Origin of the sequence: Flavobacterium cellulosilyticum, assembly GCF_004349355.1 — a bacterium.
In the GTDB taxonomy this organism is placed as follows: Bacteria; Bacteroidota; Bacteroidia; order Flavobacteriales; family Flavobacteriaceae; genus Flavobacterium; species Flavobacterium cellulosilyticum.
On sequence record NZ_SMFK01000001.1, the window covers coordinates 879,013 to 903,059 of the forward strand.

Annotated in this window: 24 protein-coding genes; 14 read left to right on the plus strand and 10 right to left on the minus strand. The window is 33.4% G+C overall.

What is annotated here, in order from left to right:
• The first annotated feature begins 47 nt into the window (after positions 1-47).
• From E0F76_RS03420 to E0F76_RS03445, 6 genes are read left to right on the plus strand one after another with little or no spacing between them, the layout of a single operon-like run.
• Entirely contained in the window at positions 48-1,700 is a 1,653-nt protein-coding gene (locus E0F76_RS03420; protein ID WP_132001354.1) for a hypothetical protein, read from the plus strand.
• The gene (locus tag E0F76_RS03425; protein WP_132001357.1) at positions 1,700-2,701 is read left to right on the plus strand and encodes a vWA domain-containing protein; all 1,002 of its coding nucleotides are present in this window, start codon (positions 1,700-1,702) and stop codon (positions 2,699-2,701) included. The genes E0F76_RS03420 and E0F76_RS03425 overlap by 1 nt, the downstream gene beginning before the upstream one ends.
• A gap of 46 nt (positions 2,702-2,747) precedes the next feature.
• Entirely contained in the window at positions 2,748-3,782 is a 1,035-nt protein-coding gene (locus E0F76_RS03430; protein WP_132001360.1) for a VWA domain-containing protein, read from the plus strand.
• On the plus strand, positions 3,782-4,555 hold the full coding sequence (locus E0F76_RS03435; RefSeq protein ID WP_132001363.1) for a tetratricopeptide repeat protein: 774 nt from the start codon (positions 3,782-3,784) through the stop codon (positions 4,553-4,555). The genes E0F76_RS03430 and E0F76_RS03435 overlap by 1 nt, the downstream gene beginning before the upstream one ends.
• Before the next feature lie 20 nt (positions 4,556-4,575).
• Positions 4,576-6,333: a BatD family protein gene (locus tag E0F76_RS03440; protein ID WP_132001366.1), complete on the plus strand. Its 1,758-nt coding sequence runs from the start codon at positions 4,576-4,578 to the stop codon at positions 6,331-6,333.
• Positions 6,334-6,390: 57 nt separating this feature from the next.
• Positions 6,391-7,137, plus strand: a complete 747-nt coding sequence (locus tag E0F76_RS03445; protein ID WP_132001369.1) for a tetratricopeptide repeat protein — start codon at positions 6,391-6,393, stop codon at positions 7,135-7,137.
• A 35-nt stretch (positions 7,138-7,172) separates the two neighbouring features.
• Here the strand turns inward: E0F76_RS03445 and E0F76_RS03450 are convergent, their stop codons facing one another.
• Complete coding sequence (locus E0F76_RS03450; RefSeq protein ID WP_132001372.1) at positions 7,173-7,676, minus strand: CvpA family protein; 504 nt, start codon at positions 7,674-7,676, stop codon at positions 7,173-7,175.
• A gap of 120 nt (positions 7,677-7,796) precedes the next feature.
• Between E0F76_RS03450 and E0F76_RS03455 the strand changes: the two genes are divergently transcribed.
• From E0F76_RS03455 to E0F76_RS03465, 3 genes are all read left to right on the plus strand, one after another.
• Positions 7,797-8,153 (plus strand): hypothetical protein, encoded by a 357-nt coding sequence (locus E0F76_RS03455; protein ID WP_132001375.1) that lies wholly within the window; start codon positions 7,797-7,799, stop codon positions 8,151-8,153.
• Positions 8,154-8,264: 111 nt separating this feature from the next.
• Positions 8,265-9,284 (plus strand): phenylalanine--tRNA ligase subunit alpha, encoded by a 1,020-nt coding sequence (pheS, locus tag E0F76_RS03460; protein WP_132001378.1) that lies wholly within the window; start codon positions 8,265-8,267, stop codon positions 9,282-9,284.
• Positions 9,285-9,374: 90 nt separating this feature from the next.
• Entirely contained in the window at positions 9,375-9,782 is a 408-nt protein-coding gene (locus tag E0F76_RS03465; protein WP_132001381.1) for a hypothetical protein, read from the plus strand.
• A 106-nt stretch (positions 9,783-9,888) separates the two neighbouring features.
• On the opposite strand, the gene E0F76_RS03470 is transcribed toward E0F76_RS03465, so the two are convergent.
• The 3 genes from E0F76_RS03470 to E0F76_RS03480 form a co-directional block, all read right to left on the minus strand.
• On the minus strand, positions 9,889-10,884 hold the full coding sequence (locus E0F76_RS03470) for an NAD(P)H-dependent glycerol-3-phosphate dehydrogenase (RefSeq protein ID WP_132001384.1): 996 nt from the start codon (positions 10,882-10,884) through the stop codon (positions 9,889-9,891).
• A 311-nt stretch (positions 10,885-11,195) separates the two neighbouring features.
• Positions 11,196-12,359, minus strand: coding sequence for an iron-containing alcohol dehydrogenase (locus tag E0F76_RS03475; protein WP_132001387.1), 1,164 nt, complete (start codon positions 12,357-12,359; stop codon positions 11,196-11,198).
• Between the two features lie 4 nt (positions 12,360-12,363).
• Positions 12,364-13,134 (minus strand): type 1 glutamine amidotransferase domain-containing protein, encoded by a 771-nt coding sequence (locus E0F76_RS03480; RefSeq protein ID WP_165932624.1) that lies wholly within the window; start codon positions 13,132-13,134, stop codon positions 12,364-12,366.
• Between the two features lie 87 nt (positions 13,135-13,221).
• Here E0F76_RS03480 and E0F76_RS03485 point away from each other — a divergent pair, with 87 nt between their 5' ends.
• A complete protein-coding gene (locus E0F76_RS03485; RefSeq protein WP_132001393.1) occupies positions 13,222-14,118 on the plus strand; it encodes a LysR family transcriptional regulator in 897 nt (298 codons plus the stop codon).
• Here the strand turns inward: E0F76_RS03485 and nadD are convergent, their stop codons facing one another.
• The 5 genes from nadD to E0F76_RS03510 all read right to left on the minus strand — a co-directional run bounded on the left by nadD (position 14,119) and on the right by E0F76_RS03510 (position 17,766).
• Positions 14,119-14,700 (minus strand): nicotinate (nicotinamide) nucleotide adenylyltransferase, encoded by a 582-nt coding sequence (gene nadD, locus E0F76_RS03490; RefSeq protein WP_132001396.1) that lies wholly within the window; start codon positions 14,698-14,700, stop codon positions 14,119-14,121.
• A 112-nt stretch (positions 14,701-14,812) separates the two neighbouring features.
• On the minus strand, positions 14,813-15,385 hold the full coding sequence (gene gmk / locus E0F76_RS03495) for a guanylate kinase (RefSeq protein WP_132001399.1): 573 nt from the start codon (positions 15,383-15,385) through the stop codon (positions 14,813-14,815).
• 82 nt (positions 15,386-15,467) lie between these two features.
• Positions 15,468-16,328, minus strand: coding sequence for a YicC/YloC family endoribonuclease (locus tag E0F76_RS03500; protein ID WP_132001402.1), 861 nt, complete (start codon positions 16,326-16,328; stop codon positions 15,468-15,470).
• A gap of 191 nt (positions 16,329-16,519) precedes the next feature.
• Positions 16,520-17,416, minus strand: coding sequence for a DMT family transporter (locus E0F76_RS03505; RefSeq protein WP_132001405.1), 897 nt, complete (start codon positions 17,414-17,416; stop codon positions 16,520-16,522).
• The gene (locus tag E0F76_RS03510) at positions 17,416-17,766 is read right to left on the minus strand and encodes an arsenate reductase family protein (protein ID WP_132001407.1); all 351 of its coding nucleotides are present in this window, start codon (positions 17,764-17,766) and stop codon (positions 17,416-17,418) included. The genes E0F76_RS03505 and E0F76_RS03510 overlap by 1 nt, the downstream gene beginning before the upstream one ends.
• A 73-nt stretch (positions 17,767-17,839) precedes the next feature.
• Between E0F76_RS03510 and E0F76_RS03515 the strand changes: the two genes are divergently transcribed.
• Entirely contained in the window at positions 17,840-18,295 is a 456-nt protein-coding gene (locus E0F76_RS03515; RefSeq protein WP_132001410.1) for a DinB family protein, read from the plus strand.
• Between the two features lie 82 nt (positions 18,296-18,377).
• Here the strand turns inward: E0F76_RS03515 and E0F76_RS03520 are convergent, their stop codons facing one another.
• Positions 18,378-19,181, minus strand: a complete 804-nt coding sequence (locus tag E0F76_RS03520; protein ID WP_165932625.1) for a THC0290_0291 family protein — start codon at positions 19,179-19,181, stop codon at positions 18,378-18,380.
• 249 nt (positions 19,182-19,430) lie between these two features.
• On the opposite strand from E0F76_RS03520, the gene gdhA reads away from it, so the two are divergent.
• The 3 genes from gdhA to recO all read left to right on the plus strand — a co-directional run bounded on the left by gdhA (position 19,431) and on the right by recO (position 23,944).
• Positions 19,431-20,774, plus strand: a complete 1,344-nt coding sequence (gene gdhA, locus E0F76_RS03525; RefSeq protein WP_132001413.1) for an NADP-specific glutamate dehydrogenase — start codon at positions 19,431-19,433, stop codon at positions 20,772-20,774.
• A gap of 139 nt (positions 20,775-20,913) precedes the next feature.
• Entirely contained in the window at positions 20,914-23,202 is a 2,289-nt protein-coding gene (porZ, locus tag E0F76_RS03530) for a type IX secretion system anionic LPS delivery protein PorZ (RefSeq protein ID WP_132001416.1), read from the plus strand.
• 28 nt (positions 23,203-23,230) lie between these two features.
• Entirely contained in the window at positions 23,231-23,944 is a 714-nt protein-coding gene (gene recO, locus E0F76_RS03535) for a DNA repair protein RecO (protein WP_132001419.1), read from the plus strand.
• The last annotated feature ends 103 nt before the right edge of the window (positions 23,945-24,047 follow it).

The window sequence follows — 24,047 nt, forward strand, 5'->3', positions numbered from 1 at the left end:
AACCCTTTCAGGGTTTTGAACCCTGAAAGGGTTAAAGTTGAAAATAAATGAAAAAAATATTATTTTTATTACTACTTACAACCACCGTTTTTGCGCAGCAAAAACAAGTGTTAACAAGTATTGATACCACAAAAAATAAAATAGGTGCCGAGTTTAAACTGACGTTTACAACTTCAGTAGATAAGGCAACAAAAGTGGTTTTTCCTAAAGCAAAAAACTTTGGGGCGCTGGAAGTGATTCAGTCGTATCCTATTGATACGGTCAAGAAAAACGACCGATATGAATTAATTAAAAAATACGGTCTAACGCAATTTGATTCTGGAAGATACACGATTCCGAGTGTGAAAATCTTGATTAACAACAAAGCCTTTTTAACAGATTCGCTATTAGTTGAAGTTGCCAATGTTCAGGTCGATACATTGAGACAGAAGATGTATGATATTAAAGATATCGTAAAAGTAGAAGACTCGATTGGTGATTGGTGGAAATACCTATTAGGGTTGCTATTGTTACTAGGTGTTGGAGCTTTGATATATTGGTTTGTCAAAAAAAGACAAAAAGCTAAAATAGAGGAGGAAATTTATAAATCACCCATCGAAAAAGCAACCAGCTTGCTTAACAATTTAGAAAAGAAAGAGCTTTGGCAACACGGGGAAGTAAAAGCATATTACAGTGAATTGACCGATATTGTTCGAAATTATATTGAAGAAGCCATAGAAATTCCAGCAATGGAAAGCACCACTTCAGAATTGATAGCGGGACTTAAAGTAGCTTCTAAGAAAAAGAAAATGAAGCTTTCGCAAGAAACCATCGAGAATTTGTTTGTAGTTTTAAAACAAGCCGATTTAGTGAAGTTTGCCAAATCAAAACCATTGGATTTTGAAATTACCGAAGACAGAAAAAAAATTGAAAGAGCCATTGTTACCTTGGATAAATCTATTCCTGTTGTCGTTCAAACCGAAGACGATTTGTTGCTGAATGAAATGCAACGTCAGGCACAATTAAAAAGAGAACTAGAAAAACAAAGAAAAAAGAGAATTGCAATTACGGTAATCTCGGTATTTATGTTGCTTTTTATAACGACCTCTTATTTTGTTGTTACCAAAGGTTTTGATTATGTTATAGATAATGTTTTTGGGAATTCATCAAAGGAATTATTAGAAGGGGAATGGATACAAAGTGATTATGGAAATCCAAGTGTAAGAATCAGTACACCACAAGTCCTCGTTAGAACGGATTTGACAAAAACACTTCCAAAAGACGGATTGGCATTGATTAAAGACATGCAATCGTTCACTGATGGTAGTATGAAAGCTAATTTTTATATAGTACTTTCAACCTTACATTTCAAACCAGATGCAAATGCTGGCGAGCAGGGTGAGCAAAAGCAAATTGACTTATCAAAAGCGCTTGAAGGAGCTTTGCAAACATTAGAGTCACAAGGAGCACAAAATATGATTGTGAAACAAGAAGATTTTCAAACTAATGAAGGAATTAAAGGAATAAAAGGTTACGGTACGTTCTCTAAAATTGATGCTGAAAATAAAAGTAGTGCTAAGTTATATTATGAAGCATTAATTTTTAGTCAAGACGGCGGATTGCAGCAAATTATCATTATTCATGAAGAAGGGGATAAATATGCTAATGAAATTACCGATAAAATATTAAGCTCTGTTGAACTTCAAAATACAAAACAATAATGGGAAAAATCACATTTTTAAACCCAGAATTCTTTTGGTTGTTTCTGTTGATTCCAGTAGCAATAGCATGGTTGATTGTGAAAAGAAACCATCAATCGGCAACATTAAAAATGAGTTCGACCAAAGGATTTAAAGGATCAAATTCGTTATTCGTTCGGTTAAAACCAATGTTGAATGTGCTTCGTTTATTGGCGTTAAGCTCGTTAATAATTGCAATGGCAAGACCTAGAACGGTAGATATAAGCAGTCAAACTAAGACAACAAGGGGAGTAGATATTGTTATGGCAATTGACGTTTCAGGAAGTATGTTGGCCAAAGATTTGAAACCAAACAGAATGGAAGCCTTAAAAAGAGTTGCTGCTGATTTTGTGGAAGAAAGGCCAAACGACAGAATAGGTTTGGTAGTTTATGCTTCTGAAGCCTACACCAAAACTCCGGTAACTAGTGATAAAGCAGTTATTCTTGAAAATATAAAAGGTATAAAATACGATAATGTTTTGCAAGATGGAACAGGAATTGGAATGGGTTTAGCAACGGCTGTGAACCGATTAAAAGACAGTAAAGCAAAAAGCAAAGTGATTATTCTTTTGACTGACGGTGTTAATAATGCGGGTTTTATTGAGCCTGAAACCGCTGCAGACATCGCCAAACAATACGGAATAAAAGTGTACACAATAGGAATTGGAACCAACGGAATGGCCGATTTTCCTTATGCTGTAGCTCCAAATGGTCAATTTTTATTCCAAATGATGAAAGTAGAAATCGACGAACAATTATTGAAAAACATCGCCAGAAAAACGGATGGACAATATTTTAGAGCAACAAGCAATAGCAAGTTGGCCGAAATTTATGATTCGATTAATAAGTTAGAAACTTCGGAAATTCAAGAATTGAAATTCTATGATTATGATGAAAAATTTCGCCCTTTTGTATGGATTGCCGGTTTGTTAATGTTGGTAGAAATAGCATTACGGAACACTGTTTACAGGAGTTTTATATAAAAACATTGCTTTTGGCTTCTGGCTAATGGCTAATTACTTTTTAAGAATGGAATTAGACGAATCAAAATATTTATACCTTCTTTTTATACTACCCATATTGGTGGTGGTTTTTCTATACAATCAATATTGGAAAAAAAAGAAGAAAAGAGAATTTGGTGATTTAGATTTGGTTAAAAAACTGAGTCCAGAAAGCTCTATTTTTAAGCCAATTTTAAAATTGGTAGTATTGCTTTTGGCATTAACAGGAATTATTTTAGGATTGGTAAATCCAAAAATTGGAACAAAAATGGAAACCGTAAAACGCGAAGGAATCGATATCGTATTTGCAATGGATGTTTCCAAAAGTATGTTGTCTGAAGATGTGGCGCCAAGCAGATTAGAAAAAAGCAAGCAGATCGTTTCTCAAATTATCAATCAATTGGGGAATGACAGAATAGGAATTGTAGCTTATGCTGCCAGTGCTTTTCCAGTATTGCCAATAACCTCTGATTATAGTGTTGCAAAAATGTTTCTTCAAAGTATGAACACTGATATTGTTTCATCGCAAGGAACCTCATTGGACTCAGCCATTAAATTATCGGCAACCTATTTTGACGAAAAAAGCAAAACCAGTAAATTATTGATTCTAATTTCAGATGGAGAAGATCATTCTGAAGGAGCAGAAGCTGCAGCAGAAGAAGCCAATAAAATGGGAATGAAAATTATTACCATTGGTGTTGGAACTGAAAAAGGAGGTACAATTCCAATAAGAGTAAATAATGTTATTCAACATTATCAAAGAGATAACAACAATGAGGTGGTTATAACAAAATTAAACCAAGAAGGGTTAAAGGCGATTGCCAAAGCCACAAAAGGAGGTTATGTTTATGGTGATAACACAAAAAACGTATTGGAATACGTAAAAAATGCACTTAATAATATCCAAAAAACCGAATTTGAATCGACTCAAATGGCCGATTTCCAATCCCAATTTCAATGGTTTTTAGGTTTTGCTTTTGTCTTATTGTTTTTAGATGTTTTCTTATTGGAAAGAAAGACAAAATGGGTACAAAAGTTGAATTTATTTAACGAAAAAGAATAATGAAAAAAGGCATATTATATATTTTACTATTGGTTTCTTTTGCAGTTTTTGCACAAGAAAAAGACAAAACTTTACCTAAAGCCAATGACGAATTTTTTCAAAAAAAGTTTGTTGAGGCAGAAGCAAATTATAGAATTTCAAACTCTAAATTTCCTAATAGAACTGTTGCTCCATTTAATTTGGGAAATGCTATTTATAAACAAAATCAAGCTGGAGAAGCTAAATTTGCTTACGCAAAAGCATTAAAAAACATAAAATCGAGAACTCAAAAACACAAAGCCTATCATAATTTAGGGAATGTTTTTATGAAAGAAAAAGATTATTCAAACGCAGTTGAAGCTTATAAAAATGCGTTGCGCAATAATCCTGCCGATGACGAAACAAGGTATAATTTGGCTTTGGCCAAAAAAATGCTTAAAGAAAATCCGCCTAAAAAAGATAAAAACAAGGACAAAAAGGACAAAGACAAAGATAAGAAAGACGATAAAAACAAGGACAAGGACAAAAAAGACGATAAGGGAGACAAAGACAAGGATAACAAAGATAATAAGGGAGACAAAGACAAAAAAGACGATAAAGGAGATCAAAACAAAGATAAAAATGGGGATAAGCCAAAAGACGATGGACAACCAAAACCAATTCCTGGAGGGATTTCGAAACAACGTCTCGAAAATCTTTTAGATGCCGTAAACAACGAAGAGAAAAAAATCCAAGACAAAGTAAATGCCCAAAAAGTTAAAGGAAAACCAGTACAATCAGAAAAGAATTGGTAATTCAAATTGAATAATTGATAATGAAAAAATTTATAATTGCGATACTTTTAATAATAAGCAACACACTTTTAGCTCAAATTCAATTTGAAGCTAAAGTGAGCAAAAACACGCTTGGATTGAACGAAAGACTTCGTATTGATTTTATTATGAATATGGACGGAGATAACTTTGTCCAACCTTCATTTGAAGGTTTTAGAGTTATTGCAGGACCAAGTCAACAAGTAAGTCAATCTTGGATCAATGGGAAAAGTTCTTTTGAAAAAACCTATTCCTATTTCCTTTTGCCCAATCAAAAAGGAACATTAATTATCAAGCAAGCCTCGATTGAGTATAACGGACAAATTTATAAAACATCTCCAGTGAAAATTAATGTTACCAATGCTGTAGAGGAACCTAAAGATCCAAATGATACCCAAATTTCAGCCAATGAAAATGTGTATCTTGTTGCTGATATTTCTAAGACAAACCCTTATATCAACGAACCAATTACAGTAGTATATAAATTATATTTAAGCGGTAATATAATGGGAATAAGCAATTGGAGAGAATTGGATAAACCCAAATACAATGATTTTTGGAGTCAAAATATTGATATCAAACAACTAGTGGCCCAAGAAGGAATGTTTAAAGGAGAAAGGTATAATTATATCGTACTTAGAAAAACAGTCTTATATCCTCAAAAATCTGGTAAATTGGTCATAGAACCCTTATCATTAGATATTGATGTGCAATTGCCTTCCAATCGCAGAGATATGTTTGGTCGCGTAATGGTTGTCAATGGGAATAAACGAGTTTCTTCGGGAGCCAAAACAATAGCGGTCAAAACACTTCCAGAAAACGGCAAACCTGTTGACTTTTCTGGTGCTGTAGGTAGATTTGATTTTAAAGTTACTCCTTCGAAAACCACTTTAAAAAATGGTGAAAGTTTAGATTTGGTAGTTAGCGTAACAGGAAACGGGAATATGAAATTATTCAATTTGCCAAAACCTGTAGTTCCAAATTCGTTAGAAATGTATGATCCAGTTCATACTGAAAGTGTTAATACAACCCTTTCTGGAATGTCAGGAAAAATATCCGATAGCTACACTATTATCCCTCAATTCAAGGGAGATTATCCAATTAAACCAATGCAGTTTTCTTATTTCGACCTCAACTCGGGAACCTATAAAACCATAAGTTCTCCTGAGATTATGATAAAAGTACTCGATGGTCCAACAGCTAATGACCAAGTGGCAACAGCTCCAGGAGTTGCAAAAAATACGATTTTCAGTAACGAGCAATTCAAGTATATCAAACTAAAAAGTGATCTTGTTGTTAGGGATGAAGAAGATTTCTTAGGATCCAATCTATTTTATGGTTTATTATTTGCGCCTTTTTTAATACTTCCTTTGATTGTTCTTTTCAAAAAGAAAAAAGAAGCGATTGATGGAGATGTTAGGGGAAATAGAATTAAAATGAACAACCGATTAGCCAAGAAATATTTATCTGAAGCTAAAAAACAAATCAATAATAAAGAGCCTTTTTATGTGGCCTTAGAAAAAGCTATGCACAATTTCTTGAAAGCGAAACTGCACATAGAAACGTCGGAAATGAGCAAAAGTAATATTCAAGACCTATTATTATCAAGAAATGCAAGTCCTGAAACTGTAATTGATTTTATCAACCTAACGGAGAACTGTGAATTGGCACGTTACGCACTAACATCGAGTTCAACGATTCAAAATGATTTTGACAAGGCCGTTTTAATAATTTCAGATTTAGAAAAGCAAATTGCTTAACCACAAAGGATACTGCAAATTAAAAGCTTTGCATTTATGTGGTAAAAAAGTTTAATTATGAAAAATAGTATATATTTATTTCTACTTATAACCCAAGTTTTCTTTGCCCAAACGGGTTTTGAAACAGGGAATTCATTGTACCAAAAAGGGCAATACGAGAAAGCAATTACGGCTTATGAAAGTGTTTTGGCATCGAATAAACAATCTGCCGAACTCTATTTTAATATTGGAAATTGCTATTATAAATTAAAAAAAGTGGCTCCATCGATTTATAATTATGAAAAAGCATTATTACTTAGCCCAGACGATAATGACATAAAAAATAACCTGAAATTTGCTCAAAAATTAACCATAGACGAAGTTAAAGAAATTCCGACTGTGGGGTTTTCAAAAATGGTTCAAGACCTCACGTCTACTTTTCATTATAATACTTGGGCGTGGATTTCCATTGGTTTTTCTACCCTATTTTTATTGTTTTTTATAGGTTATTATTTTTCACAAATGTCTTTGTCCAAAAGAATATTTTTCTTTGGAATGTTTGTCTTACTCTTCTTGTTATTATTAAGTGTTTCGGCTGCGATATCAGAAAAAAGCAATTGGGAAAACCAAAAACCAGCCATCGTTTTTGCCGAGATGGTTTTAGTTAAAAGCGAGCCCCAGAACGGGAGCAATACTGTATTTACACTCCACGAAGGAACAAAAGTCTACATTCTGGAGTCTATGGAAATTTGGAGAAAAATTGAATTAACTGACGGGACTACTGGATGGATAGGAAAAAATGCAATCAAGGAAGTGAAGGATTAGAGTGCAGTAAACTGTGACTGAATAGTGACTATTGCTTACTTTTTCTTCATTTCAACGAACCACTTTTCTAAAGTTGGAAATAAAAATCCTGATGTTTTTTGTATTGGACGATAAAAAGTAGAATTGTCTAAAGTTTCTTTTTTGGCAAAAAAATTATCGTAATTTATTCTTTCAAAAAGACTTAAAAATACACTTATAATTAAAACGGTTTTTAAGACTCTTACAAAAGCTCCACCTAATTTGTTTATCCATCCTAAAAAGGCAAAACTTGCCATTTTAGTAAGTGCTTTTGCGATTAAAGTAATTCCAATTACAACTAAAATAAAAGTGAGAAAGAAGGCCGTAATTTGAATAGTTTTAGGATTCCAATGCACAAATCTGCCAAGTGTTTCAGTTGCTAAGTCTGAAAATTTTACTGCAACATAAACACCCAATAATAATGATATTAATGATGCTAACTCAGCAAAAAAACCATTTATTAGACCTTTATAAGCAGCATAAAGCAATAAACTTCCAAATACAATATCCAAAAAGCTCATAGATAAAAATTTAATAGAAAAGAATAAAGAACAAAGATAAAAGAAATATGTTGGTATCTTTGCAAGAATAATTTCAGATTTTATTAATCTAAAATCTGAATTCTAAAATCCGCAATCATAATGTCAAGAGATATACAACTAAAAGAACGCTGGGAACAGCTTGTCACACTACTTTCCGATCAATTTTCTCAGGGAGAGGACTTAGATCTAGATGCAATAATATACCTTATTGGCGTACAAGAACTAGGAAAAGTACATAGAACCTACGAAAAAGATGAAAAGCTTAACTTAATGCATATCGCTATTTGTCGTTTATTAGAGCCATATGGTTTTTATGAATTCGAATTTTTCGACGAAGATGGTTGGCCCCATTATAAAGTAAAAGAGGAGTTGCCAGTCCTAAAAGCAGGAGAACAATCGATTTTAATGAAGGAAGCAATTGTTAATTATTTTATAGAAAAGGAATTTATAAATTAGTGTTTAGTGTTCGGTTGCAGTAATCAGTTAAGAATTTTAGAAAAACTTCTAACTTCTAACTTTTAACTTCTAACTTTTGCTTAAATTTGCACTTTCAATTATTGAATGAAAATGATAGATAAAATAAAAGAATATATTGGTGAAGCACAGGCTTTTTCAACACAAAACAAAGAAGAATTAGAAGTTTTTAGGATTAAATTCTTAGGCAATAAAGGACTTTTGAAAGACTTTTTTGCTGAATTCAAAAATGTTCCAAACGAGCAGAAAAAGGAATTTGGTCAAGTAATCAATTTGCTGAAATCATCTGCTGAGGAAAAAGTAAGATCGATTCAAGAATCTTTAGAAAGTAAAGAGGAAAGCAAAGGAATATATGGTGACTTAACTCGCTCCGCTGAACCTGTAATCATTGGATCTCGTCATCCAATATCTTTGGTTAAAAATAAAATTATCGACATTTTTTCAAATGTTGGTTTCAATGTTTCTGAAGGCCCAGAAATCGAAGACGATTGGCATAATTTCACTGCATTAAACTTGCCAGAATACCATCCGGCACGTGACATGCAGGATACTTTTTTTATTCAAACCAATCCTGATATTTTGTTACGTACGCACACTTCATCCGTGCAAGTGCGTTATATGGAAAATAATAAACCACCTATCCGTACGATATCACCCGGAAGAGTTTTTCGTAACGAGGCCGTTTCGGCTCGTTCGCATTGTATTTTCCACCAAGTCGAAGGATTGTACATTGACAAAAATGTATCTTTTGCTGATTTGAAACAATCCTTGTTGTATTTCACTAAAGAGATGTTCGGAAAATCAAAAATCCGTCTTCGACCATCTTATTTCCCTTTCACTGAGCCAAGTGCCGAAATAGATATTTACTGGGGTTTAAAAACCGAAACTGATTATAGAATCACCAAAGGAACCGGTTGGTTAGAAATTGGTGGTTGCGGAATGGTTGACCCTAATGTACTTAAAAATTGCAACATTAATTCAGATGAATACTCCGGTTTTGCGTTCGGGATGGGAATCGAAAGAATCGCCATGTTGTTGTATCAAATAGGAGATATCCGAATGTTTTATGAAAATGACGTTCGTTTCTTAGAGCAATTTAAAGCCTCAATATAGTCGAAAGTCATAATGTCGAAAGTCGAAAGGAATCCTATTCTAGATTCTTCGACTTTAAGACTTTAAGACTTTCGACTTTAAGACTAATTTATGAAAAAAGACATCATCATCCCCACCGTAGAAAACGTTTTTCTCGCCGCAGTTCAGGAATGGAGCGACGACTTTATGGAAAAAGTTTGGTATATTTATTTAATAAACGACAGTGATTTTCAACTCGATAGTGTAATGGTAGTTTCTAAAGCATTTGGAACTATTGATGGAGAAATGAAGAAAACCTCCCTTTTGCGTCATGCTTTTATCGAAGTGCCAGCCGTGACTTTTAAGAAAGTTGAAATGCTAGAGAAAAGTGTATTGGTACTTAATAATGAGTTTATGGTCACTTATTTTATTGGTAATAAATTATACGATCGAAAATTTATTTTCAAGGCCAATTCCATCACTCCAGATTATGTAGAGGAAGTCCCTCTTTTGTTTGTAGATGGAGTTATAGTGAGGTAGATTCAAATAATACGATATAAAAAAGGCAGTATTTTCATTATGAAGTACTGCCTTTTATTTTAATTCATATGTCTTAATACTTAATGATCAAAACTTAATAATTTTTTTAATCCAATTTATCTGTCAGTTTTTCAAATACTTTCTTGGCGCTTTTCCCTTCGTATAAAATACTATAAACAGCATCAATAATAGGCGTTTTAGCACCGTACCCTAAGTTTAGGTTGTAAGCGCTTTTTGCTGCATAATAACCCTCAGCAACCATGCTCATTTCCATTTGGGCTGATTTCACCGTGTAGCCTTTCCCAATCATATTCCCAAACATTCTATTTCTTGAAAAAACAGAATAACCAGTCACCAATAAATCGCCCAAATAAGCCGAGTCATTGATGTTTCGTTTCATTTTGTGTACTTTTCTAATGAATTTCTTCATCTCGCGAATCCCGTTACTCATTAATACTGATTGAAAGTTATCACCATAACCCAAACCGTGGGCTATTCCTGCCGCAATGGCATAAATATTCTTTAGCATTGCGGCATATTCAGTACCAATGATATCGTCAGAAATTTTGGTTTTAATATAATTTCCCGATAAACATCGGGCTACTATTTTAGCTTTTTCGTCATCTCCACAAGCAATAGTCAAATAGGACAAACGTTCTAAAGCAACTTCTTCTGCATGACAAGGACCAGTGATTACACCAATATTTTCGAATGGAATATCATAAATTTTATTGAAATGTTCCCCAACTATTAAACTCGTTTCAGGAACAATACCTTTGATGGCCGAAAAAATAATTTTATCTTTTAAAGACTCAGTTAATTTTTCTAATTCACTACTCAAAAAAGCCGATGGGATTGCAAAAATGATATAATCAGCATAAGCAACAGCCTCATTTATATCACTAGTAAGGTGTAGTTTTTTAATATCAAATTCGACGGAACTTAAATAATTTGGGTTGTGACGATGATTTTTTATATGTTCAATTGCATTTTCATTTCGCATATACCAGAAAAACTCAGGTAGATTTTCACCTAGCATTTTAGCAATCGCGGTTGCCCAACTACCACCACCTATAACTGCAAATTTTGGATTTTCGGTCATGTTTTTTATTGATTTAAAACAAAAGTACTTAAAAAATTAATAATAAAGTACTTAAAAATCCTTAGAAATGGCCTGCTTTACCATCAAAAAAGTGTGTTGAGAAAACAATAAAAATATATAAAAATCTATTTATCAATACAATATATAAATTACTTTAACGTTGTAGTTACTAATTGATTATTTTTTTATGAATTAATATAGGGTTTGAATTAGTTAGTTTTGTTTTAGTAATGTGAAAAAGGCGTCCTTAAATATGTTTAAGAACGCCTTTTTTTAGTTTATGTAGTACATAAATTATCAAATATTTGAGACTAATAACTCATTTCAACAATCGATTTTACTTTATCTAATGTAATATTTTGTTTTTCACCCATTGCTTTCCAGCCCCTTTCCTCAAAGCGATTTACAATAAAATCAGCTGTTTTAGAGTAGTCTTCTGTACATTCGGATAAATTAGTTTGCATTCCCATAGTATGAAAGAATTCAACTGTTTTATTAATCGCTTCATTGGCGATTTCATCTTCATTTCCAGTTAAATTAAAAATTCGTTTTCCGTATTGAGCTAATTTTCCCTTTTTGGTTTCGAACATTACGCGATACAAATTGGGTCCAATTATGGCCAAGGTTCTGGCATGATCAATTCCGTACAAAGCGGTTAATTCATGTCCAATCATGTGCGTTGCCCAATCTGATGGTACTCCTTTTTGAATTAAACCATTTAAAGCCATTGTACAACTCCACATAAAATTGGAAGCCAAAGCATAATCCGTTGGATTTTTAACAACACTTGGTCCTACTTGAATTAAAGTGTTTAGGATGCTTTCTGCAATTCGATCTTGTAGATAACCTTCGTGAGGATAGGTTAAATATTGTTCTAAAACATGGGTGTAGGCATCAACAACCCCGTTCTGTAATTGTCTAACAGGTAAAGAGGCTATTACTGTCGGGTCGCAAATAGAGAATTGTGGAAATAATGCAGATCCTCCAAAAGCTAATTTTTCTTGAGTAGATTCAATAGTTACCACTGCACCGGAATTCATTTCTGAACCTGTAGCGGGCAACGTCAAAACAGTTCCAAAAGGAATTACTTTAGTTAAATCTTTAATCAATAATCTTTTTTGAAGAATGTCTATTGGGTCTCCATCAAATTGTACGGCACCCGAAATAAATTTCACGCCATCAATAACACTTCCTCCACCAACAGCTAGGATGAAATCAATTTTTTGTTCCCGAATAATTTCAACTGCCTTCATCAAAGTTTCGAAGTGTGGATTGGGTTCAATACCCCCAAATTCAACAATTTCAAAACCGGTTAATGCATTTTTTACTTGTTCGTAAATTCCATTTTTAAAGATACTTCCACCACCATAAGCGAGTAAAATTTTAGAACCGTAGGGAACCAAAACGGATAATTTTTCTATTTGTCCTTTTCCAAATACTAGATTTGTAGGATTGTATAATTCGAAATTTAACATTGTTTTATTTTTTAGCGTTTAATTGTTGTAATAATTTTTCAGCAACCAATTTAGAGGAAGCTGGATTTTGACCTGTTATAAGTAATCCATCTTCAACAGCATAAGGATGCCAATCTTCCGTTTTTGAATAAGTTGCTCCGTTTGCTTGTAAGGCGTCTTCCAATAAGAAAGGAACAACATCAGTTAAACCCACCGCAGCTTCTTCTGTATTTGAAAAACCAGTTACATTTTTACCTTTAACTAAAAATTCTCCATTTATTTTTACATTTTTTAATACCGCTGGCGAATGACAAACGAAAGCTACAGGTTTGTTATGGGTATAAAACGCTTCAATCAATGCGCTTGATGTTTGGTCTGTCGCCAAATCCCAAAGTGGTCCGTGACCTCCAGGATAAAAAACAGCATCATAATCGGCTTGATTCACTGCTGATAATTTTTTGGTGTTTTTTAGTTTTGCCAATACTTCAGTGTCTTTGTCAAGTCGTTTTGTGTCTTCTGTGGCAGCAGAAGGATCATCACTTTTTGGATCTACAGGTGGTTTTCCTCCAAGTGGTGTGGCAATATCAATTTGAACGCCTTTGTCGGCTAATTCGTAATAAGGAGCTGCAAATTCTTCAGTCCAATATCCTGTTTTTTCACCAGTATCTCCTAGTTTATCATGACTAGTAAGAACAAATAATACTTTTTTCATACTTTTTTTATTTTGTTTTTGTGCTGTTGCACTATTACAACTAGCAGTTAATGTTATAATGACAAATAATGCAATTTTCCTCATAATTGATTTTGATTTATGCAAATTTAAGGCGAATATGCTATTAGTAAAAATAATTTAAATTATGTTTGTGATAAATATATTTATAACATGGTCAATCTAGAATGGTATAGAACCTTCAAATCGGTTTACAAAAATGCTAACTTTTCTCTTGCCGCTAAAGAGTTGTTTATTAGTCAACCGGCAGTCAGTCAGCAAATAGCAATGTTGGAGGCGCATGTGGGCTATAAACTATTTAATAGAAAGTCAAAAGGTGTAGAGCCAACGGAATACGCTAAGTTACTAAATAATTTAATCATTGAAGCCTTAGACCGACTCGAAAATGTAGAAAACGGTTTTCGGGCAAAAGCCTACAATGCCAATAGATTAATTTCGATTGGAATTTCGAAACATTTAATGAGTAGTTTAGGTAGTGCATTGCTTTCAAAGTTTGAATACATTGATTTTTCATTCTATGAAAATGACCAACTTTTCGAATTGGTAGATTCTAAAAAACTCGATTTTGCCATTGTCACCAAACAATACGACACCTTTGACACTATTCAAAAAAAACTTGGTGAAATCAAGCAAATAATCGTGGGTTCGAATGATATTGAAGCTACAGAACTAAAGTTAAGGATTAAAGACAAAGATTTTACGGGAATTGAAAACTGGTTAAATGACCAAAAATGGTTCAGTCACGATTCTCGAATTCCACATATCAAATTGTTTTGGCTACACGTTTTTAACAAAAAAAGACCATCGATGATTCCTAATTATATTATTCCTTCTGAATATGAAATGTTGGATATTCTTTCTAAAAATACTGGTGTTGCCGTTGTTTGGAATAGCAATGCGAAATATTTTTTTGAAGAAAATAGAGTGCAATTACTTTGGGATTCCAAACAAATGCCAAGTACCGAAGTTTTTTTACTTTCTGGAAAAAAAGAAAATATAACCGAGATTTTTAAAAATATTGAACATGAGTTGAGAAAGGTTCTAGAGTAATTACTTCTTGTATAAATTATTATGGTCGATATATTCCCATACTTTTTCAGGTAAAAGTGGACGAACATTCTTCATTTTTTTGATGTTTTCTCTAATAAAAGTCGACGATATTTCTACAATTGGCGCATCAATAATATGAATGTTGGGATTGTTTTTATAAATCGAATTTTCTAAATCAGATGAAATTCGCGGATATACATAAATGGGGTGGTTTTTCAAAATCACCTCGTGGTTTTTCCATTTATGCAAAGACTTCAGGTTGTCTTCACCCATAATCAAAGAAAAAACATGTTCCGAATATTTATCTTGCAAATGTGCTAAAGTATTTACCGTATAGTTGGGCTGCGACAACTTGAATTCAATATCCGAAGGTTTAATTTTCGGATAATCTTCAGTCGCTAAATAGACTAATTGCAGTCTTTGGTGATCGTCTAATAAAGTCTTTTTGTTTTTTAATGGATTATGTGGGGTAACTACCATCCATATTTGGTCTAATCCTGAATACTCAGCAAAGTGATTGGCAATAATCAAATGCCCAACATGAATGGGATTGAATGTTCCGAAATAAAGTCCGATTTTCATATTACTTTTATACTATTTTGTTTCGCAAAGTATACACCAAGGTTCACAAAGTAATTTTAAAAATTTTCGCGAGTCTCAGCGTTTTTTCTTTGTGAATCTTGGTGTGAAGTTTTTATTTTTTTACAAAATCCAATACCAATTGATAAGCTTCATCCAAAGCTAAACTCAAATCATAGTTTTTTATTACAACATCAAATTGTGGTGCTGTGGCCAATTCTACGTGAGCTTTTGCAATACGCATATTGATTTTATCATCACTTTCGGTAGAACGTTCTTTGAGTCTTCTTTTAAGTTCATCAACACTTGGTGGTTTTACAAAAACAGCCAAGGTTTCTTCTGGAAATTTATGTTTAATTCTTAATCCTCCCGCAACATCAATGTCAAAAATTACGTTTTTTCCCAAAGCCCAAATGCGTTCAACTTCACTTTTTAATGTTCCATAAAAATTATCTCTGTAGACTTCTTCCCATTCCACAAAATCTTCGGCTTTGATGTGGGTTTTAAAATCTTCAAGAGACATAAAATAGTAATCTTTTCCGCTTACTTCTTCGCCACGCGCTTCACGTGTTGCTGCCGAAATAGAAAACTCTAAATTCAAGTCTTCTTGCTTTAATAAATGTCTAACGATGGTGGTTTTCCCTGAGCCTGATGGTGCCGAAAACACTATTAATTTTCCTTTTTTCATTTTTTTTTAATCTGAAATCATAAATCGTTAATCAACTCCCGAGCCTAAAAGGCGAACTGGCGAAGCAATCAACAATCTTTTTTTATAAAACATTCAAAACCTGTTCTTTAATTTTCTCCAATTCATCTTTCATCATCACGACTAATTTTTGCATTTGAGCATGATTTGATTTTGAACCCATAGTGTTGATTTCTCGTCCCATTTCTTGGGTAATAAAACCTAGTTTTCTACCATTAGCTTCGGTTCCGTTGATAGTTTCTAGGAAATAATCCAGGTGATTCGTCAAACGTACTTTTTCTTCGGTGATGTCTAATTTCTCTAAATAATAGATTAATTCTTGTTCAAAACGGTTTTCATCTACGTTCACTTTCAGCTCCGAAATAGCAGTTTGTAAACGGTCTTTTATAGCTTTAACACGTTCTGGATCTAGCGCCAAAGCATCGTTCATATATTGGCGAATGTTGCCAATACGCAACTGGAATTCTTTTTCTAAAGAAGCGCCTTCGTCTTTGCGGAAATTCAAGATGTTTTGCAAAGATTCTTCGATAACAGTTTTGATTTGAATCCAATCATTTTCGTCGATTTCTTCACGTTCGGTTTTCATGGTGTCTGGCATTCTCACGGCCATTTTCATCAATTCGGTTTCATCGGCATCAGCATACACTTCGCGCAATTGAGCGATATAGGCTTTTACAATTGGCACATTCACTTTCGTAGAAGTTTGTTCAGCGGTACTTTCAATAAAAATAGAAAAATCTACTTTTCCTCTTTCTAATTTCAAAGCGATTTGATTGCGTAAACCCAGTTCCATTTCGCGGTAAGTTGACGGCATTCGCACGCTTAAATCCAAACCTTTGCTATTCAGTGATTTTACTTCTACTGTTATTTTTTTGGTTGGTAATTGCAAACTTGCTTTACCAAATCCAGTCATTGATTGTATCATATTGTTTTCTAAAAGAGTTCAAAGATAATAAAAAAGTGGTCAGGGGTCAGTTTTTAGTGTTCAGTGATACGGTTTATGGAAAATATTTGGTTTTCATATGAAATTTTGAAACGAATTATACTGAATTTTTAATTGAATCGATACTGTTTTACTACTATTTTGAGACTGAATACTGTAAAACTGACCACTGCTTACTTTTTTTGTGTTACCAAATACACACCTGTAAATATCAAAATAGCAGAAGCGATTTTCACTAATGACAATTCGTCTTTTCCAAGACTAATGGCAAATAGTGTGGCAAAAAAGGGTTGGAGATAAACGAAAACGGCTACTGTTGTAGGTTTTAATTCTTTCATCGAAAGTAAATTGAGTAAATACGTTAAAAAGGTCGAAAAAAAGAGTACAAACCCAATTTTCCAATAAATATCCATTGGGAGCATAGACCATTCAATAACTTCAAACTGGCTCCATCCAAAAGGGAGGACCATAAAAAACCCTATTAGATAAATCCATTTTACAAAGTTGAAAGCATTGTACTTATCCATTAATTTTTTGACAATCACCAAAAACAAACCATAAGAAGTGGCGTTTACAAAAACTAAAAAATTACCCAAGCTAGCATTGGAGGCACTTCCTACAGACTTGCCATAGAGTACAAGAATTGTTGTGCCAATTAATCCTAAAACTAATCCAAAAACCATTCGTTTTTGCATCCGTTCTTTGAGAATTATGGCCGAAAGAACCAGTACAATCATTGGAGTAGACACCATAAGTACCGATGCTGAAATGGGAGAAGTTAAGCTCAATCCTTTGAAAAAAGCTAACATGTTTAATGCTACGCCAAAAAAGGCTGCGGCAATAATTCTGGGATAATCTTTGGGGTCAATTTTTTCGTCACGCACTTTTTTGGATGTTCTGCTAAAAAGCCAAAACAACCAAAATAAAATTGTAGCTCCTCCCACTCGTAAGACAATAAAACCATAGGCGTCGATGTATTTTGGCATCACGTCTTTGGCAATAGTAAAAGTCATTCCATATATTATGGAGACAATAGTAGCAGTAATAAATGCAAGAGTTCTTTTTGACATTAAGTTAAAGCTTTATACACTTGAAGCATGTTTTGTTGGCTGTTGCCAATGTATATTTTGCCGTCAATGATAAATACAGGTCGACTCAAAAAGGTATAATGTTCCAAAATATATTTTTTATAATCAGCTTCGGTCAAGGATTTGTTCTTTAAATCCATTGATTTGTAGAGTTGTGCTTTTTTGCTAAAAAGGGCTTCGTAACTTCCTGAAAGTTGGCGCATTTCTTCTAATTCTTCCGCCGTTATTGGATCTTGTTTAATATCATGAAAAACTAAATTGTGATCTTTTGGTAATGATTTTATAATTTTTCTACAGGTATCACAAGAAGCGAGATAGTATATTTTGTTCATAAACTTGAATTTCTTTTTGCAAAGAAAATTCATTTGTTTTGTAAAATGATTATTTTTATCAAAAAATTAAAAAATGGAACACACATTTAGAATTACAAAAGCTAGCAGAAACATCATAAAAGATTTTTTAGACAAATATACTTTAGAGCAACTTAATACTATTCCAGAAGGTTTTAAGAATAATTTGATTTGGAATATTGCACACATTGTAGTGGTTCAGCAAATGTTAGTATATAAATTATCCGGTTTGCCAATGATGATTTCAGACGATATGGTTGAAAAATTCAAAAAAGGAGAAAAGCCAGAACACATTGTGACTCAAGCCGAAGTTGATGAAATCAAGACTTTGTTAGGAACTACAATAGAAAAAACCGAAATTGATTATAACAATAAAGTTTTCAAAAACTATCTCGAATATCCTACATCAACAGGGTTTGTTATCAAAAACGCCGACGATGCCATGGCATTCAATTATTTTCACGAAGGCTTACATATAGGAATTATGATGGGAATTCGAAAGTTGATATAAATAATTCAGACTGTTTTATATAATCAAAAACCCGATTTCAAATCTTGAAATCGGGTTTTTGATTTTGGTTCTAGTACAGGTTCTATTGTAAATAATAAATATAGCCCACATTAAACCAAACCAACCAATCGTTAGCTTTGTTCTCTTTATAATAAGTAGGGTTTGGTTTTAGTCCATCAACCCAATCCGAGAAATAATACTGTAACCTGAAATCGACCATCAAATCTGATAAAGGAGCCAATTTATAACGAGTCCCAACACTTGAAACAATTGACCAAACATTGCCTCCCTCGGTAGAAAATCCATAGGGACGATCATCTGTTGGAGTTAAATATTTAGGAAAAGTAGTCAATGGCGTTCCCAGCGGACCCATAGTAGAGTACGCTTTAGCATTATAGAAACTAAATTGACCACCAAGACTTATAAACGGTCCCCAACTTTGAATCGTAGCCGTAAAGTCGCGGATACTCCAAGGGAAGAATTCTAGTTGCATTCCAATATTTGTTACAGATGTGCTACCATGCATAGCGCGTAATTGCTCTTTGGCAAGTGAGTTTTTGCCTTCTACCCATTGACCAAAATGATCCAACTCTGATTTATTATAAGATAACTCACTTCTTAATTTAAAATGGTCGTTAAAATAGGTTTCGGGTGTGTAACAGTTACACTCGGCAGTATAAGAAAAATTAATATAGTGTATTAAACCAATTCCATAGCCAGTATTACCAGCATTTGTTGACAAATCATGTCTTTGTCCATAATCGGATTGAAATGCTACAGGTCCAGCTATAACACCAATTTCATGAGAAAAACCAAATTGTGCATGAGTCACATTAGTAAATCCAATGATAAGGATAAAATAAAAGACAATAGATTTTGGAATCATTGGTAGTAAATTACTTTTCTACAAATATATAAAAACATCAATCATTAAGGATATTATATAAATTAAATATAGGGGTTTCAATCCTTTTTCAAACAAATATATTGATTTTAAATAAATTCTTTTCAACATTTACAAAAAGGTAAAAACGGGGTGAAGTATCTCTGAAATTAATTAGAATTATTCTTATATAATGTATATTTGTACTAATTAACGAAAACGTTTTCTTAAACGTCCAATAATCTAATAATCATGACGAAAAACATTTCTAATTTTATTGAAGCGGTTGCAAATAAAAACCCGAATGAACCGGAGTTTATGCAAGCAGTGCTTGAAGTTGCTGAAACCGTAATACCATTTATAGAAGAAAATAAAAAATACCAAAACAAAATGCTTTTAGAGCGAATGGTCGAGTCAGACCGAATCATAATTTTTAGGGTGGTTTGGGTTGATGACAAAGGAGAAACTCAAGTAAATAGAGGATTTCGTATCCAAATGAATTCAGCTATCGGACCTTATAAAGGAGGTATTCGTTTTCATCCTTCAGTGAATTTAAGCATTCTGAAGTTTTTGGCTTTTGAACAAACCTTTAAAAACAGTTTGACCACATTGCCAATGGGTGGTGGAAAAGGAGGAGCAGATTTTGATCCCAAAGGAAAATCTGATAATGAAGTGATGCATTTTTGTCAAGCATTTATGACTGAATTATCGAAACATATTGGAGCCAATACGGATGTCCCTGCAGGAGATATAGGTGTTGGAGGAAGGGAAATTGGATATCTTTTTGGTCAATATAAAAGACTTAGAAATGAATTTACTGGAGTTCTAACTGGAAAAGGAATTTCTTTTGGAGGTTCTTTGATTAGACCAGAAGCAACAGGATATGGCAATGTGTATTTTGCCCAAAGTATGTTAGCCACTAAGGGAGATAGCTTTTCAGGGAAAACAGTTGTTGTGTCAGGTTCTGGAAACGTGGCGCAATATGCCGTTGAAAAAGCAACTCAAATAGGAGGGAAAGTGGTTACGATGTCCGATTCTGCGGGTTATATTTATGATGCTGCCGGAATTGATTCTGAAAAATTAGCTTACATTATGCAAATAAAAAACGAACTTCGAGGAAGGATAAGCGATTATTTGATCAAATATCCAAAAGCAAAATATATAGCAGGAAAGCGTCCATGGGAAATTCGATGTGATATTGCTTTACCATGTGCAACTCAAAACGAATTAAATGAAGAGGAAGCGAAAACTCTTATTGCAAATGGATGTGTTTGTGTTGGCGAAGGCGCAAATATGCCAACAACACCAGAAGCAGTACTAGTTTTCCAAAAAGCAAAAATTTTATTCTCACCCGGTAAAGCATCAAATGCAGGTGGTGTGGCAACTTCAGGATTAGAAATGTCCCAAAATTCACTGAGATTAAGCTGGACTAATGTAGAAGTTGATGTAAAATTAAAAGAAATTATGTTGGCTATTCACGCATCATGTGTTAAATATGGTAGTAACGGATCAGGTTATGTTGATTATGTAAAAGGAGCAAATATCGCAGGATTTGTAAAAGTGGCTGATGCAATGCTAGCACAAGGAGTGGTTTAGAATCATTTTTTTAATAAATACAAAACGCCTTTTAATAATTCGAGTTTTCGAAATTGATTAGAAGGCGTTTTTTTGATTGAAACAAAATCCCATTACTTACGTTTGTATTATATTTGTGAACCACTATGTATTTTAAAAAATGAAAAAAAGGTTTCTCTATTTATTGTCTCTATTTTTTTTGCAATTTGGTTTTGCCCAAAATAATTTGTTATGGCAAGGCTATTTCTCCTATAATTCAATAAAAGATATTTCAGCTTCGCCAACAACTATTTTTGCAGCCTCAGAAAACGCTTTGTTTTCAAAGAATTTAAATTCAGGACAATTAAAAACCACAAATACAATTGATGGACTTTCAGGGCAAACGATTACTTCTTTGTATTATAGTGTAGTTTCAAACAAAACAATTGTAGGCTACGAAAATGGCTTGATGATAGTAATAAATGAAAAGGATGGAAGCATGCTTAATGTAGTAGATGTTATCAGTAAACAACTTCCCTCAAATTTAAAGAAAATCAATCATTTTATGGAATACAATGGAATTGTATATGTTTCCTGTGATTTTGGGATCGTACAATTCAATTTGTCAACTATGTTATTTGGTGACACCTATTTTATTGGCAACAATGGTGCTGAAGAAAGTGTTCGTCAAACAGCCGTCTTTAATGGATTTATTTATGCAGCTACAGCTAATGGTATTAGAAAAGCAGATATTACCAGTAAAAATTTAGTCGATTTTAATCAATGGTCACAAATTGCTACAGGAAGTTGGTCGAGTGTCGAAACTTTCAATACAGAACTATTGGCAATTAATAGTTCAGGATATATTTATAAATTTAATTCAAGTTTAAATTCTTTTACGGGATTTATACAATTATCGCAGACTTCCAGTGATATGCGGGCAATAGCGAATTATTTGATTGTAACCACCTTAAATAGTGTGTATATTTATAATAACCAATTGGCATTAATCCGTCAAATTAATAGTGCCCAAATTCCTGAAAGTAATATTAATTTTGTTTGTGCGACAAGTATTGGAGATGTCATTTATATTGGAACAAAAGAAAACGGAATCTATTCCACTACAATTTTAACCACTACAACTTTCGAAAATACTTTGCCATCAGGACCTAGTAGGAACAATATTTTCTCGTTTCAAACTACTTCAAATGAACTTTGGGCAGTATATGGTGACTATGCAGGTGATTACAACCCCTATCCATTAGATAGTTACGGAATAAGTAAATATAACGAAAAGGGATGGTTGAATATTCCGTACGAAAAAGTGTTAGGCGCAAAATCTATAGTTCGAGTGATGATAAATCCTAATAATGAGAATGAAGTTTATATGGGTTCAGGTTATTCGGGTTTGTTAAAAGTAGAAAATGATATCCCGACAGTTTTATATAACCAGAATAATAGCGCTTTAGAAGACATTACATTTATTAATGGCTATCGGAACGATGTTAGAATAAACGGAGGTGCATTTGACAAATCGGGAAATTTATGGGTAAATAATACTCTTGTTGTAAATGGATTAAAACAATTGAAAGCCAATGGTCAATGGCAAAGTTATTCTTTGGCGAGTATTGTTGATAAATATACTAATACCAGTTTTGGGCGACTTATAATTGACAAAAACAGCACTAAATGGTGGTGTTCTAATTTTGAAGGTGTCCTAAGTTATAACGAATCTACTAATAAATTTAAAAAAATAACTTTTGGTACAGATTTAGGAAATTTACCTTCGCCAGACGTAAGAGCCATTGCAATCGACAACAACAATCAACTTTGGATAGGAACTGCAAAAGGATTGAGAGTTTTGTCCAATGTAAGTAGTTTTCAATCGGATGATCAAATGACTACAAAATCAATTATAATTCTCGAAGAAGGTGTTGCTCAAGAATTAATGTACGAACAATTTATCACGGATATTGCGGTCGATGGAGCCAATTATAAATGGATTGGAACGGCCGATTCCGGTGTGTTTTTAGTTTCGACAAACGGTCAGGAAACCAAATATCATTTTACCACAACTAATTCGCCTTTGCCAAGTAATGTCATTAATGATATTGACATCAATAGCGCTACGGGCGAAGTATTTATAGCCACTTCAAAAGGAATGGTTTCTTTCAAAGGAACTGCTACAAAAGCAAATGAAGATTTAAATAGTGCTTATGTGTATCCTAATCCTGTGAGACCAGATTATACTGGAACAGTAAAAATCGCTGGTTTATTAGATAAGGCAACAGTGAAAATTACAGATATTGAGGGAAATCTTGTATACGAAACCACTTCCGAAGGAGGAACAATTGAGTGGGACACCACCGTATTTGGAAAAAATAAAGTAGCTTCAGGTGTTTATATGATTTTTATTTCGGCTCAAGATGGAATTGAAACGAAGGTGAAAAAAGTGATGATAATTAGGTAAATTCCAAATTCAAAAAATCCAAAACCAAATGTTGGTAAAAACAAAAGCCATCGTCATTTCCTCTCTCAAATACCAAGAGAAATCCTTGATTGTACGCTGTTTTACAGAATCTCATGGTTTGAAATCGTACTTTGTTCGCGATGCTTTTTCTTCTCGAAAATCAAACCAGAAAATCGCCTATTTCCAGCCATTAACTATTCTTGAAATTGAAGCGGTTCATAAAAATAAAGGTAACTTAGAGAATTTCAAGGAAATCAAAATTGCGACTCCTTTTCAATCCATTCATTCCGATATTTTCAAAAGCACCATAGTGATGTTTGTTTCTGAAATTTTGCACCATTCCATTCACGAAGAAGAAAAAAACGAGCCGCTTTTTACTTTCTTAGAAACGGCTTTATTTTGGCTCGACAATCACAACGAAACCGCCAATTTTCATCTGATTTTAATGCTTGAAATAACCAAATATCTCGGTTTTTATCCTGATATTTCCGAGATAGATTTCCCGTTTTTCGATGCCAACGAAGGTATTTTTACTCCATTTCACGGCATCGGTTCGCTCACCGAACACGAAACCAATCTCTTCAAAAAACTCATCCATTTAAAATTTGACAACGATCAGAAAATCTTCCATGTCATCGAAAGACAAATCGTTTTGAAAGTTTTAATAGATTATTATTCTTTTCATCTAGACGGTTTTAGAAAGCCAAAGTCCTTAGAAGTTTTAGCTGCAGTTTTTTCATGAAGAATACAGCTATGAATTAAGCAAATTTTTACAAATAGAAAAAATTAGTGCAAGTTCGGGTGATTTGTGGTTAATAAAACCACCAAATCAACAACTTTCGACC